This window comes from Microbacterium sp. Root322 (assembly GCF_001425645.1).
Classification (GTDB): domain Bacteria; phylum Actinomycetota; class Actinomycetes; order Actinomycetales; family Microbacteriaceae; genus Microbacterium; species Microbacterium maritypicum.
In genome coordinates this window covers 719,103-732,051 of record NZ_LMCS01000001.1, presented here as the reverse complement: position 1 = coordinate 732,051, position 12,949 = coordinate 719,103, and the positions used below count along the sequence as shown (strand labels likewise).

Genomic DNA, 12,949 nt, shown 5'->3' with positions numbered 1-12,949 from the left:
GGATCACCGCCTCGTGCTGGAGATCCGCGCGGAGAGCTGATGTGCGTGCGCGAGGAGGGTCCGCCCGAGCTCGGCCATCCGGTCGGGGCCGAAGCGGAACGCGACGCCGGTCAGGCTCAGCGCCCACTCCGGGCGGCCGGAGCGATCGAAGACCGCAGCGCCCAGGCCCCAGCTGCCCTCGACGATCAGACCGGGGTTGACCGCGTATCCCCGTTCCTTGGTCTCGGCGAGACGTGTCCGAAGGGGCCGCTGACCGTGGGCGCGTCCCCAGGAGCCCTCGAGCTCGGGATGACGCTCCAAGTAGGCGTCCACATCGTGGTCAGGGAGGAAGGCGAGGATGGCGAGCCCGGCGCTGGCGACACCGAGGGGGAAGCGCACTCCTTCACTGAGGACGAAGGATCGGATAGGGAAGGAGCCCTCTTCGCGGAGCAGGCACACCGTCTCGTCTGCGCGCCGGACGGAGAGGAACGCGCTCTCCTCGGTCTTGACGGCCAGTGAGCGCACGATGTCCCGGGCCAGTGCTGTCACGTCGTACCGCGCGGCCGCCACCGATCCCATGAGGAACAGCTCCGGACCCGGCATCCACCTGGTGCTCGCGCCGTCGCGGTCGACGAGGCCCTCCGACTTCAGAGCGCTCAGGAGCCGGTGGGCGGTCGAACGCGAGAGGTCGGCGGCTATGGCGAGCTCCTGAAGTGAGGCCCCGTCGGAACCTGCGGCCGTGACCAGACGTAGAAGACGTGCGGCCCTGGCGATCGCCTGAGTGCCGGGCACCGAGGTTGTGAGTTCCATAATGTGGACGCTACCTCTGGGTTCGGCCACATCGCAAGATCCGGCTTTCCCGGACGGCTCCCCCGGACGGATGCTGAGGAGAGCACGGAACCGAAGGAGCCGACGTGATCGACAAGCAGTGGGAGTCAGCGGAGGCGGCGGTCTCCGACATCGAGGACGGATCGTCACTGGCGGTCGGCGGGTTCGGCCTGTCCGGGAACCCGATCGCCTTGATCGAGGCTCTTCTGGCGCAGGGGACGAGAGACCTCAGCGTCGTGAGCAACAACTGCGGAGTGGACGACTGGGGCCTCGGCGTCCTGCTCGCCGCCCAGCGCATCCGCAAGATGACATCGTCGTATGTCGGGGAGAACAAGGAGTTCGAGCGCCAGTTCCTCAGCGGTGAACTCGAGCTCGAACTCACCCCGCAGGGCACCCTGGCCGAGAAGCTCAGGGCCGGCGGCTCGGGGATCGCGGGTTTCTTCACCCAGACGGGCGTCGGCACGCAGGTCGCCGAGGGGGGCCTGCCGCGCAGGTACAACCCGGACGGCACGATCGCGGTCGCCTCGCCGGTGAAGGACGTGCGCAGCTTCGAGGTGAACGGGGAGGCGAGGGACTTCGTGCTCGAGGAGGCGATCACCACCGATTTCTCTCTGGTGCACGCCGCCCGCGGAGATCGCCACGGCAATCTCGTGTTCAACAAGGCGGCGCGCAACTTCAATCCGCTCGCCGCGATGGCCGGTCGCATCTGCATCGCCCAGGTCGAGCAGCTCGTGGAGCCGGGGGAGCTCGATCCCGACAGCATCCACCTCCCCGGGGTCTTCGTGCATCGCATCGTCGAGGTCGGCACCGACATCCCCAAGCGCATCGAGCGGCGCACGGTCGCCGCGGAAGGAGCCTGAGATGGCACTCACCCGTGAGCAGATGGCTGCCAGAGCGGCCGCCGAGCTGCAGGACGGCGCCTACGTGAACCTGGGCATCGGCTTGCCCACGCTCGTGCCCAACCACGTGCCGCGCGGCATCACCGTCGTCCTGCAGTCGGAGAACGGCATCCTGGGCGTCGGTCCCTACCCGAGCGAGGAATCCGTCGACCCCGACCTCATCAACGCGGGCAAGGAGACGGTCACCACTCTTCCCGGCGCCGCGTTCTTCGACTCGGCGACCAGCTTCGGCATGATCCGCGGAGGCAAGATCGACGCGGCGATCCTCGGGGCGATGCAGGTCTCCGCGACCGGCGATCTCGCGAACTGGATGATCCCGGGCAAGATGGTGAAGGGGCCCGGCGGTGCCATGGATCTCGTGCACGGGGCCGGCCGGGTCATCGTGCTCATGGAGCACGTCGCGAAGGACGGTTCGGCGAAGATCGTCGACGAATGCTCGCTGCCGCTGACCGGTCGCGGTGTGGTCGATCGGATCATCACCGACCTCGCCGTGATCGACGTGACCGCAGAGGGGCTGGTGCTCGTCGAGACCGCACCCGACGTCACGGTCGACGAGGTCATCGCCGCGACCGAACCACCCCTCATCGTCTCCCACGCTCTGCTCACCGGAAGGATCATGGACCATGACTGAGAACGACGTCGTCATCGTCGCCGCTGCTCGCACCCCGCAGGGACGCCTCAAGGGGCAGCTCGCCGCGTTCACCGCCCCCCAGCTCGGTTCCTTGGCCATCCGTGGAGCCCTGGAGCAGGGCTCCATCGCACCCGCAGACATCGACGCGGTGATCGTCGGTCAGGTGCTGGCCGCCGGATCCGGGCAGAACGCAGCCCGTCAGGCGGCCATCGGCGCGGGCATCGGCTGGGACGTCCCTGCGCACTCCGTGAACAAGGTGTGCCTCTCAGGGCTGACCGCGGTCATCGACGCGGCGCGGATGATCCGCACCGGAGACGCCGAGGTGGTGGTCGCCGCCGGGATGGAGTCGATGACGCGCGCACCCCACCTGCTCATGGGATCGCGCGACGGCTGGGCATACGGGAGCGTCGAGGTGCTCGACCACATGGCCTACGACGGGCTCACGGATGCGTACGACCGGGAGAGCATGGGGGCATCCACCGAACGGCACAACGCGCGTTTCGATCTCACCCGGCAGGCACAGGACCGCGTCGCCGCGCTCTCGCATCAGCGCGCCACCGCCGCGCAGGAAGCGGGTGTGTTCGATGTGGAGATCGTCGCCGTGGACGTTCCCCAGCGCCGCGGCGAGCCCGTGCGTGTCACGAAGGACGAGGGCGTGCGCCCCGACACCACGGTCGAGACCCTCGCGGGGCTGCGCGCAGCTTTCGCGGAAGGCGGTTCGATCACCGCGGGGAACTCCTCACCGATCTCGGACGGCGCCTCGGCCGTGGTCGTGACCACTAGACGGACCGCGGAGGCCAAGGGATGGCCCGTGCTCGTGACCGTCGGCGCGAGCGGGCAGACGGCCGGGCCGGACAACTCCCTGCAGGCGCAGCCGGCGCGGGCGATCGAGCGCGCGTGCGAGAAGCAGGGCATCGCCCCCTCGGATCTCGACCTCGTGGAGATCAACGAGGCGTTCGGTGCGGTCGTCGCGCGTTCGCAGGTCGAACTCGGCCTCGACGAGGCCATCGTGAACATCCACGGCGGAGGTATCGCGATCGGCCACCCGATCGGCGCTTCCGGCAACAGGCTGGTGGTGCATGTCGCGCACGAGCTCGCGCGTCGAGGCGCAGGTACGGCAGCCGTCGGCTTGTGCGGCGGCGGCGGTCAGGGCGAGGCGCTCATCCTCACCCGGTGACGGGAGTCGCGGGCGGGACCGCGCTCAGGGACGCGCGTCCTTGGCGTGGTCCTGCGTGTCGGCGAGGGCCTTCTGCGAACGGAACTGCAGTCGCTGCGCTTTCTTCGCCTTCTTGACCGACTGCGGGGAATCGGCGTCGACCCGCACACCGCGTCGCTCGCGGTTCATGTCGACCACGGCGCCGACGGCGAGAGCCATGGTGATCGCCCAACTCACCCAGGACAGGACGGCGCGCCAGGTGACGGGCTGCTCGCGGGTGCCGCGCAGCAGGGAGACCCCGGCGGAGATCGCAGCGACAAGTCCGGTGCTGAAGAGGTAGCGCATTCCCCCACGGTACCTTCCCGCACCCCCGGTCGCACCGAGCCTTGACAACCCCTCCCCGATCCTGGCAAGGGAGGGGCAGATGAAGCGCAGCGTCCGCAGACGAACGAGTCGAATGCGGCGTGCGTGTCGAGCGCGCGCGGAGAGAACGGACCCGGCGTCTCCCTGCCGAACCCCGGGTGCACCCGCTATCATGGCCAGGTCGCGGCTCGCCCGCGGCCGCACAACCGTGTATCTACCGGCCGTCGGCATTCCGACGGACAGCGGCGGCACCCGACATCGCGTCTTCGACGCGCGAGAGCCATGACACGCGCAACAACATCGCAGCAACTCGCCGAGCCGAGCCTTCTCCGTCTCGCCGGCCTTCCCTACTTCCTCATCGCCTTCATCGCGCGACTGCCGTTCGCCATGATGGTGGTCGGCGTGCTGACGGTGGTCGTCTCCGCTCGCGGCTCCCTGTCGCTGGGCGGGCTCACCTCCGCGGCCGTCGGCCTCGGCACCGCCTGCTTCGGGCCGCTGCTGGGAGCCGCGGCCGACCGGTTCGGACAGCGGACTGTGCTGCTGGTGCTCGCCCTGGCGAACGGGGCGATGCTCCTGCTGTTCACGTTCGTCGTCTATGGCACCGCCGCCGACGGCTTCGTGCTGCTCGCGGCGGTCGGCATCGGGGCCACGGCTCCGCAGGTTGCGCCGCTCTCGCGGTCGCGTCTGGTGACGATCATCAGCGACCGGATGCCCGAGGGGCGCCGCGCCAAGACGGTATCGGGCACGATGGCCTACGAGTCGGCCGCCGATGAGACCGTGTTCGTCTTCGGGCCCTTCATCGTCGGCATCCTCGCCTCGGCGATCGCGCCGTGGGCGCCGCTGGTGGGAGCCGCCGTGCTGACCGTGGTGTTCGTGGGGGCTTTCGCCCTGCACCCCAGCGGACGGCACGTCTCGCAGGATCGGGATGCGGATGGCAAGGCGCCGTCGACCGTCTCCGAGCTGTTCCGGCCCCAGCTGCTGATCGTGGTCGTCGGCATCCTCGGTGTCGGGATCTTCTTCGGAACGATGCTCACCTCGCTCACATCGTTCATGGCCGACCGCGGTGCACCAGAGCAGGCCGGCCTCCTCTACGGCGTCATGGGCGTCGGCTCCGCGATTCTCGCGCTCGGTGTCGCGTGGCTTCCCGCCGCGTTCTCGATGCGTGCGCGGTGGCTCGTCTTCTCGGGCATCCTGCTGGCGGGAACACTCCTGCTCGGCTTCGTCGACACGCCGGGAACCATGATGGTGGCGCTCGCGATCATGGGCATCGGCATCGGCCCCACACTCGTCACGCAGTACAGCTTCGGCGCCGCTCGCAGCCCGCGCGGGCGCTCGGCCACCGTCATGACCATGTTGGGCTCCGGCGTCGTGGTCGGGCAGTCGATCGGCGCCGCCTTCGCGGGCGAGATCGCCGAGAGCGTCGGGACTCCGGCTGCGCTCCTGCTGCCGATGGTCGCCGCGTTCATCGCGTTCGCCGCGGGAGTCGCGAACTGGATGCTCAGCGGTGAGAAGCGTCGAGCGGCTCCCGTCAAGCCCTGACGATCGATCCGCGGAAATCGAGGTTCCTCGATAGCCTGGAGGAAACCCCCGGGAGGAGCCCTCGTGGCCGCAGCAGATTTCGTCGTCGTCGCCAACCGCCTGCCCGTGGACCGCGTGGTGGGCCCCGATGGCGAGGAGGCGTGGCGCACATCCCCCGGCGGCCTCGTCGCGGCCCTCGAGCCGATGATGCGCAGCGTGCACGGCGCCTGGGTCGGCTGGGCCGGTCAGGCCGACCTGGAGCTCGCGCCCTTCGAGGCCGACGGCATCGATCTCATCCCGGTCGCCCTGAGCGCCCAAGAGGTCGCCGAGTACTACGAGGGCTTCGCGAACGACACCATCTGGCCCCTCTACCACGATGTGATCGCACCGCCGCAGTACCACCGCGAGTGGTGGGACGCCTACGTCACCGTGAATCGCCGTTTCGCCGAGGCGGCGGCTGCTGCTGCGGCGCCGGAGGGCACGGTCTGGGTGCACGACTACCAGCTGCAGCTCGTGCCGCAGATGGTGCGTGAGCTCCGCCCCGACGTCACGATCGGGTACTTCCACCACATCCCGTTCCCCGCGCACGGTCTGTACGCGCAGCTGCCCTGGCGTGATCAGGTGCTGCGCGGCCTGCTCGGTGCCGACGTGATCGGCTTCCAGCGCGCGCAGGATGCCACGTACTTCCTCACCGCCGTGCGCCGCCGACTGCGCTACGAGGTCAAAGGTCCGCACGTCGCCGTGCCCGAGGGGGAGGGCGAGGGCACGCGCACCGCGATGGCGCGAGCGTTCCCCATCTCCATCGACACCACTCCCTACCTCGAGCTCGCCGCTCGCGAGGACGTGCGTGCGAGGGCGGCGGAGATCCGCGCGAGCCTCGGCAATCCGAAGCGCATCCTGCTCGGGGTCGACCGCCTCGACTACACCAAGGGCATCCGCCACCGCATCAAGGCGTACGGTGAGCTCCTCGCCGAGGGCCGGCTCAAGGTCGAGGACGTGACGCTCGTGCAGGTCGCCAGCCCCAGTCGCGAGCGTGTGGACGCCTATGTGCACCTGCGTGACGAGATCGAGCTCGCCGTCAGCCGCATCAACGGCGACACCGACACCATGGGCCACTCCGCGATCCGATACCTTCACCAGGGATACCCGCGCGAGGAGATGGTCGCGCTGTATCTGGCCGCGGACGTGATGCTCGTCACCGCTCTGCGCGACGGCATGAACCTGGTCGCCAAGGAGTACGTCGCCACCCGCGTCGACGACCGCGGCGTGCTCGTGCTGAGCGAGTTCACCGGCGCGGCGGATGAGCTGCGCCAGGCCGTCCGGGTCAACCCGCACGACATCGAGGGGCTCAAGGACGCGATCATGACGGCGGTGGAGATGCCGCCCGCCGAGCAGGGTCGCCGCATGCGGTCGCTTCGCCGACGTGTGCTCGACAACGACGTGAACGCCTGGTCGTCGTCGTTCCTGAAGGCCCTCTCCGAGGTACGCGGCCGCTGAGCACCCGCGACACCGAACCCGAGCCCACAACGCACGACCCCTGTGATTGGAGCATCCATGACGCGCCCCTGGATCCCCGGAACCGCTGACGACGACCTCAAGGCCCTGGCCGCCACGCCGCGGCTGGTGGTCGCCCTCGACTTCGACGGCACAGCCTCTCCGCTGGTCGCCGACCCGATGGCGGCGCGGGCGCTCCCCGAGGTCGCCGTCCAGGTCGATCGTCTTGCAGCACTACCTGACACGGTCGTCGCCTACGTCTCCGGACGCAGCATGCACGATCTCCGCGTCATCACCGAGCACTCCGACGACTCCGCGATCGCCCTGGCAGGTTCGCACGGCGCGCAGTACTGGTTTCCGGGCGAAGGCGACGTCGACGCTCCGGGCGAGGCGACAGAAGACGGTGCGCGCGAAGAGCTCTGGGCGGCGGCCCAGCCGATCATCGACCGCTACGACGGCGCCGAGTTCGAGCCCAAGACCTTCGGCATGGGTGTGCACACCCGTCGCGCCGATGCCGAGACCGAGCAGCGCGTCTTCGCCGAGATCGACGCCCTCGTGGCCGAGCGCTTCCCGCACTGGAGGCGCCGCTCCGGTCACCGGGTGCTCGAGTTCTCCTCGCGGACCGAGGGCAAGGATGCCGCGATGGCGGCCCTCCGCGACCGGTTCGATGCGACCGGCATCCTGTTCGCCGGCGATGACGTGACCGACGAGGACGCGATGCGCGTGCTGGAGCCCGGTGACCTCGGCGTGCGCGTGGGGCCGGGGGAGAGCGTGGCGACCCTGCGTGTGGACACTCCACAACAGATCGCCGAGCTTCTGGAGGCGTTGGCGGACGAACGCACCTCCGCACGGCAATAGACTTCCGTCATGTCCTCGCATGATCCCGCCAGCAGCGCGCCCATCGACATCAAGCCCCGCAGCCGCGTCGTCACCGACGGCATCGAGGCCACGACCTCCCGCGGTATGCTCCGCGCAGTCGGCATGGGCGACGCCGACTGGGACAAGCCGCAGATCGGCATCGCCTCGAGTTGGAACGAGATCACTCCCTGCAACCTGAGCCTCGACCGGCTCGCGCAGGGGGCGAAGGAGGGTGTGCATTCGGGCGGCGGCTACCCGCTGCAGTTCGGCACCATCTCGGTCTCCGACGGCATCTCGATGGGCCACGAGGGGATGCACTTCTCGCTCGTGTCGCGCGAGGTCATCGCCGACTCGGTCGAGACCGTGATGATGGCAGAGCGCCTCGACGGCTCGGTGCTCCTGGCCGGGTGCGACAAGTCGATCCCCGGCATGCTCATGGCCAGTGCGCGCCTCGACCTGTCGAGTGTGTTCCTGTACGCCGGATCGATCGCTCCGGGTTGGGTCAAGCTCTCGGACGGCACCGAGAAGGACGTCACGATCATCGACTCGTTCGAGGCTGTGGGTGCGTGTCGCGCCGGCCTCATGAGCGAGGAGGACCTGAAGCGCATCGAGTGCGCCATCGCTCCGGGCGAGGGCGCGTGCGGCGGCATGTACACCGCCAACACCATGGCTTCGGTCGCGGAGGCCCTCGGGCTCAGCCTCCCGGGCTCGGCGGCTCCGCCCGCAGCGGACCGCCGTCGCGACTACTACGCCCACCGCTCGGGCGAGGCCGTCGTGAACCTGCTCCGTCAGGGCATCACGACCCGCGACATCCTCACCAAAGAGGCGTTCGAGAACGCGATCGCCCTCGCGATGGCCCTCGGCGGCTCCACGAACGTCGTCCTGCACCTGCTCGCGATCGCCCGCGAGGCCGAGGTCGAGCTGAGCCTGCACGACTTCAACCGCATCGGCGACAAGGTTCCGCACGTCGCCGACATGAAGCCCTTCGGCAAGTACGTCATGAATGACGTCGACCGTCACGGCGGCATCCCCGTGATCATGAAGGCGATGCTCGACGAGGGACTGCTGCACGGCGACGCGCTCACGGTCACGGGCAAGACGCTCGCCGAGAACCTCGCCGACCTCGACCCGCAGCCGATCGACGGCGAGGTCATCCACACGTTCGACAACCCGATCCACGCCACGGGCGGCCTCACGATCCTGCACGGCTCGCTCGCTCCCGAGGGTGCCGTCGTCAAGACCGCCGGCTTCGATGCGGCCGTCTTCGAGGGTCCGGCCCGCGTGTTCGAGCGCGAGCGTGCCGCGATGGACGCCGTCGCCGAGGGGGAGATCGAGCCCGGCACCGTCATCGTGATCCGCTACGAGGGCCCCAAGGGCGGACCGGGCATGCGCGAGATGCTCGCCATCACGGCGGCCATCAAGGGCGCTGGGCTCGGAAAAGATGTACTACTCTTGACTGACGGACGATTCTCAGGCGGCACAACCGGCCTGTGCATCGGCCACATAGCACCCGAAGCGGTGGACGCAGGTCCTATCGCCTTCGTGCGCGATGGTGATCTGATACGGGTCGATATCGCAGCTCGCTCTCTCGATCTACTCGTCGACGAGGCAGAGCTCGCCTCCCGCCGTTCTGGCTGGGAGCCGCTTCCCCCGCGCTACACCCGAGGCGTTCTTGCCAAGTACTCGCGCCTCGTGCGGTCCGCCGCCGAGGGCGCGACCACCGGCTGACCCGGACGCTCCGGCATCCGGCGTCCTGCACAGATCATCAGAAGGAAACTCATGACTGCTGATTCCGCCCCGGCCGTGCCGAGGCCGCCCGCCCGTCAATCCTCTGCGCCGGAGATCACCGGTGCGGAGGCCGTGGTCCGCTCGCTCGAGCTCCTCGGCGTGACCGACGTGTTCGGTCTTCCCGGCGGCGCGATCCTCCCGGTCTACGATCCGCTGATGGACGCCTCCGAGCTCCGCCACATCCTGGTGCGGCACGAGCAGGGCGCCGGCCACGCGGCCGAGGGTTACGCGTCGGCATCCGGCAAGGTGGGCGTGTGCATCGCCACCTCCGGCCCCGGTGCGACCAACCTCGTCACCGCGATCGCCGACGCGTACATGGACTCGGTGCCCATGCTCGCCATCACCGGCCAGGTGTTCTCGACGCTGATGGGGACGGACGCGTTCCAGGAGGCCGACATCGTGGGCATCACGATGCCGATCACCAAGCACTCGTTCCTGGTGAAGGATGCGTCCGAGATCCCCGGTGCGATCGCTGCGGCCTACGAGATCGCCGGTACCGGACGCCCCGGTCCTGTGCTGGTCGACATCACGAAGGACGCGCAGCAGGCGACCGCCCCGTTCGTGTGGCCGCCCAAGATCGACCTCCCCGGCTACCGTCCGGTGACGAAGGCGCACGGCAAGCAGATCCAGGCCGCAGCGACGCTGCTCGCCGAGGCCAAGAAGCCGGTGCTGTATGTCGGCGGTGGCGTGATCCGCGGCAAGGCGTCGGCGGAGCTCCTCGAGCTCGCGGAGTCCACCGGTGCACCGGTGGTCACGACGCTGATGGCGCGCGGCGCGTTCCCCGACTCTCACCCGCAGCACCTCGGCATGCCGGGCATGCACGGCACGGTTCCCGCGGTGCTGGCGCTGCAGGAGGCCGACCTGCTCGTGTCGCTCGGCGCACGGTTCGACGACCGTGTCACGGGCAAGGCGGCACTGTTCGCGCCGAACGCGAAGGTCGTCCACGTCGACATCGACCCGGCTGAGATCTCCAAGATCCGCACAGCCGATGTGCCGATCGTCGGCGATGTGCGCGACGTGCTCACCGATCTCGATGCGGCCTTCCGCGGAGCGACTGCAGGCACCAAGCCCGACATCGAGGAGTGGTGGTCGTACCTCGACGGTCTGCGCACCGAGTTCCCGCTCGGCTACGCGCCGACGACGGACGGCCTCCTCGCCCCGCAGTACGTGATCCAGCGGATCGGCGAGCTCACCGGCCCCGAGGGCATCTTCGCCTCGGGCGTCGGCCAGCACCAGATGTGGGCGGCGCAGTTCATCAAGTACGAGCGTCCGAACGCCTGGTTGAACTCCGGCGGCGCCGGCACGATGGGCTACTCGGTTCCCGCCGCGATGGGTGCCAAGGTGGCGCAGCCCGAGCGTCCGGTCTGGGCGATCGACGGCGACGGCTGCTTCCAGATGACCAATCAGGAGCTCGCGACCTGCACGATCAACAACATCCCGATCAAGGTCGCGATCATCAACAACTCGTCGCTGGGCATGGTGCGGCAGTGGCAGACACTGTTCTACGACGGCCGTCACTCGAACACCGACCTCAACACCGGTCACGGCACGATCCGCATCCCCGACTTCGTCAGGCTCGCCGAGGCCTACGGCTGCCTCGCGATCCGCGTGGAGAAGGAGGAGGAGGTCGACGCCGCCATCCAGCTCGCGCTAGAGACGAACGACCGCCCCGTGGTGATCGACTTCGTCGTGAGCGCCGACTCCATGGTGTGGCCGATGGTGCCGCAGGGAGTCAGCAACAGCTATGTCCAGTACGCCCGCGAGCACGCGCCCGCATTCGACGAGGAGGACTGATCCATGTCGACCCACGTGCTGAGCCTGCTGGTGGAGAACACCCCCGGCCTGCTGACCCGTGTCGCGGGGCTCTTCGCCCGCCGCGGCTTCAACATCGACTCCCTCGCCGTCGGCGTGACGGAGGTGCCGGGGATCTCCCGCATCACCGTCGTCGTCGACGTCGACGAGCTCCCGCTCGAGCAGGTCACCAAGCAGCTCAACAAGCTGATCAACGTGATCAAGATCGTCGAGCTCGACTTCGCCACGTCGGTGCAGCGCGAGCACATGCTCGTGAAGGTGCGCACCGACAACGCCACGCGATCGAACGTGATCGAGGTCGTGAACCTCTTCCGCGCCTCGGTGGTCGACTACGCCTCCGACGCCCTCGTGATCGAGGTGACCGGCGACAAGGGCAAGGTCGACGCCATGCTGCGCGCGCTCGAGCCCTTCGGGATCAAGGAGATCGCGCAGTCGGGTCTTCTCGCGATCGGCCGTGGCGGCAAGAGCATCACCGAGCGCGTCCTGCGCGGCTGACCAACCTGAGTACCGAGTTTTCGCCGCTCATCGAGCACGCGAAGCCAGACGAAACGCAAAGAACAAGGAGAAACACAAAGTGAGCACCGAGATCTTCTACGACGCCGATGCAGACCTGTCCCTGATCCAGGGCAAGAAGGTCGCGATCGTCGGCTACGGCTCGCAGGGCCACGCCCACGCGCAGAACCTGCGCGACTCGGGTGTCGAGGTCGCGATCGCCCTCAAGGAGGGCTCCAAGTCGGCCGCCAAGGCCGAGGAGGCCGGCTTCCCGGTGAAGACCGTCGCCGAAGCCACCGAGTGGGCCGACGTCATCATGATCCTCGCGCCGGACCAGCACCAGCGCACGATCTACAGCGAGTCGATCGCGCCGAACCTCACGGCCGGCAAGACGCTCGCCTTCGCGCACGGCTTCAACATCCGCTTCGGCTACATCGACGCTCCCGAGGGCGTCGACGTGATCCTGGTCGCCCCGAAGGCTCCCGGCCACACGGTCCGTCGCGAGTTCGTCGCCGGCCGCGGCATCCCCGACATCATCGCCGTCGAGCGCGACGCATCGGGCAAGGCCTGGGACCTGGCGCTCTCCTACGCGAAGGCCATCGGTGGCACCCGCGCCGGTGTCATCAAGACCACCTTCACCGAAGAGACCGAGACCGACCTGTTCGGTGAGCAGGCTGTTCTCTGCGGCGGCGTGAGCCACCTGGTGCAGGCCGGCTTCGAGACCCTGACCGAGGCGGGCTACCAGCCGCAGATCGCGTACTTCGAGGTTCTGCACGAGCTCAAGCTGATCGTCGACCTGATGTGGGAGGGCGGCATCGCCAAGCAGCGCTGGTCGATCTCCGACACCGCCGAGTTCGGCGACTACGTCTCGGGTCCGCGCGTCATCGACGAGCGCGTCAAGGAGAGCATGAAGGGTGTGCTGGCCGACATCCAGTCCGGCGCCTTCGCGAAGCGCTTCATCGACGACCAGGACAACGGTGCCGAGGAGTTCCTGGCGCTGCGCGCCAAGGAGGAGCAGCACCCGATCGAGGTCACCGGCAAGGAGCTGCGTTCGCTCTTCGCATGGAAGCAGCAGGACGAGGACTACGTCGACGGCAGCGCTGCTCGCTGATTCGATTCTCGAAAGAACGG

12 protein-coding genes are annotated in these 12,949 nt (G+C 68.7%); 10 read left to right on the top strand and 2 right to left on the bottom strand.

Going from position 1 to position 12,949, the window contains the following annotated elements; translation table 11 throughout:
- Window positions 1-3: 3 nt before the first annotated feature.
- Entirely contained in the window at window positions 4-789 is a 786-nt protein-coding gene (locus ASC55_RS03490; RefSeq protein ID WP_055872694.1) for an IclR family transcriptional regulator, read from the bottom strand.
- 104 nt (window positions 790-893) lie between these two features.
- Here ASC55_RS03490 and ASC55_RS03485 point away from each other — a divergent pair, with 104 nt between their 5' ends.
- From ASC55_RS03485 to ASC55_RS03475, 3 genes are read left to right on the top strand one after another with little or no spacing between them, the layout of a single operon-like run.
- Window positions 894-1,667, top strand: coding sequence for a CoA transferase subunit A (locus tag ASC55_RS03485; protein WP_055868674.1), 774 nt, complete (start codon window positions 894-896; stop codon window positions 1,665-1,667).
- Between the two features lies 1 nt (window position 1,668).
- A complete protein-coding gene (locus tag ASC55_RS03480; RefSeq protein WP_200935133.1) occupies window positions 1,669-2,337 on the top strand; it encodes a CoA transferase subunit B in 669 nt (222 codons plus the stop codon).
- The gene (locus ASC55_RS03475) at window positions 2,330-3,514 is read left to right on the top strand and encodes an acetyl-CoA C-acetyltransferase (protein ID WP_055872691.1); all 1,185 of its coding nucleotides are present in this window, start codon (window positions 2,330-2,332) and stop codon (window positions 3,512-3,514) included. The genes ASC55_RS03480 and ASC55_RS03475 overlap by 8 nt, the downstream gene beginning before the upstream one ends.
- A 24-nt stretch (window positions 3,515-3,538) precedes the next feature.
- On the opposite strand, the gene ASC55_RS03470 is transcribed toward ASC55_RS03475, so the two are convergent.
- Window positions 3,539-3,838: a hypothetical protein gene (locus ASC55_RS03470; RefSeq protein ID WP_017830822.1), complete on the bottom strand. Its 300-nt coding sequence runs from the start codon at window positions 3,836-3,838 to the stop codon at window positions 3,539-3,541.
- Between the two features lie 300 nt (window positions 3,839-4,138).
- Between ASC55_RS03470 and ASC55_RS03465 the strand changes: the two genes are divergently transcribed.
- The 7 genes from ASC55_RS03465 to ilvC all read left to right on the top strand — a co-directional run bounded on the left by ASC55_RS03465 (window position 4,139) and on the right by ilvC (window position 12,929).
- Window positions 4,139-5,395 carry an MFS transporter gene (locus tag ASC55_RS03465; RefSeq protein WP_055872690.1) on the top strand — a complete coding sequence of 419 codons (1,257 nt, stop codon included), beginning with the start codon at window positions 4,139-4,141 and terminating at the stop codon, window positions 5,393-5,395.
- A gap of 63 nt (window positions 5,396-5,458) precedes the next feature.
- On the top strand, window positions 5,459-6,871 hold the full coding sequence (locus ASC55_RS03460; protein ID WP_055868667.1) for an alpha,alpha-trehalose-phosphate synthase (UDP-forming): 1,413 nt from the start codon (window positions 5,459-5,461) through the stop codon (window positions 6,869-6,871).
- Window positions 6,872-6,928: 57 nt separating this feature from the next.
- Complete coding sequence (gene otsB / locus ASC55_RS03455) at window positions 6,929-7,726, top strand: trehalose-phosphatase (protein ID WP_055872687.1); 798 nt, start codon at window positions 6,929-6,931, stop codon at window positions 7,724-7,726.
- Window positions 7,727-7,735: 9 nt separating this feature from the next.
- Window positions 7,736-9,454 (top strand): dihydroxy-acid dehydratase, encoded by a 1,719-nt coding sequence (gene ilvD, locus ASC55_RS03450; protein WP_017830818.1) that lies wholly within the window; start codon window positions 7,736-7,738, stop codon window positions 9,452-9,454.
- Window positions 9,455-9,505: 51 nt separating this feature from the next.
- The gene (locus ASC55_RS03445) at window positions 9,506-11,308 is read left to right on the top strand and encodes an acetolactate synthase large subunit (RefSeq protein WP_055872685.1); all 1,803 of its coding nucleotides are present in this window, start codon (window positions 9,506-9,508) and stop codon (window positions 11,306-11,308) included.
- 3 nt (window positions 11,309-11,311) lie between these two features.
- Complete coding sequence (ilvN, locus tag ASC55_RS03440; protein WP_017830816.1) at window positions 11,312-11,821, top strand: acetolactate synthase small subunit; 510 nt, start codon at window positions 11,312-11,314, stop codon at window positions 11,819-11,821.
- 79 nt (window positions 11,822-11,900) lie between these two features.
- A complete protein-coding gene (ilvC, locus tag ASC55_RS03435) occupies window positions 11,901-12,929 on the top strand; it encodes a ketol-acid reductoisomerase (RefSeq protein ID WP_017830815.1) in 1,029 nt (342 codons plus the stop codon).
- Window positions 12,930-12,949 lie beyond the last annotated feature (20 nt).

Coding starts and splice junctions, on each gene's coding strand:
- ASC55_RS03490 (WP_055872694.1), bottom strand. CDS start 789: ATGGAACTCACAACCTCGGTGCCCGGCACTCAGGCGATCGCCAGGGCC.
- ASC55_RS03480 (WP_200935133.1), top strand. CDS start 1,669: ATGGCACTCACCCGTGAGCAGATGGCTGCCAGAGCGGCCGCCGAGCTG.
- ASC55_RS03475 (WP_055872691.1), top strand. CDS start 2,330: ATGACTGAGAACGACGTCGTCATCGTCGCCGCTGCTCGCACCCCGCAG.
- ASC55_RS03470 (WP_017830822.1), bottom strand. CDS start 3,838: ATGCGCTACCTCTTCAGCACCGGACTTGTCGCTGCGATCTCCGCCGGG.
- ASC55_RS03445 (WP_055872685.1), top strand. CDS start 9,506: ATGACTGCTGATTCCGCCCCGGCCGTGCCGAGGCCGCCCGCCCGTCAA.
- ilvN (WP_017830816.1), top strand. CDS start 11,312: ATGTCGACCCACGTGCTGAGCCTGCTGGTGGAGAACACCCCCGGCCTG.
- ASC55_RS03465 (WP_055872690.1), top strand. CDS start 4,139: ATGACACGCGCAACAACATCGCAGCAACTCGCCGAGCCGAGCCTTCTC.
- otsB (WP_055872687.1), top strand. CDS start 6,929: ATGACGCGCCCCTGGATCCCCGGAACCGCTGACGACGACCTCAAGGCC.
- ilvD (WP_017830818.1), top strand. CDS start 7,736: ATGTCCTCGCATGATCCCGCCAGCAGCGCGCCCATCGACATCAAGCCC.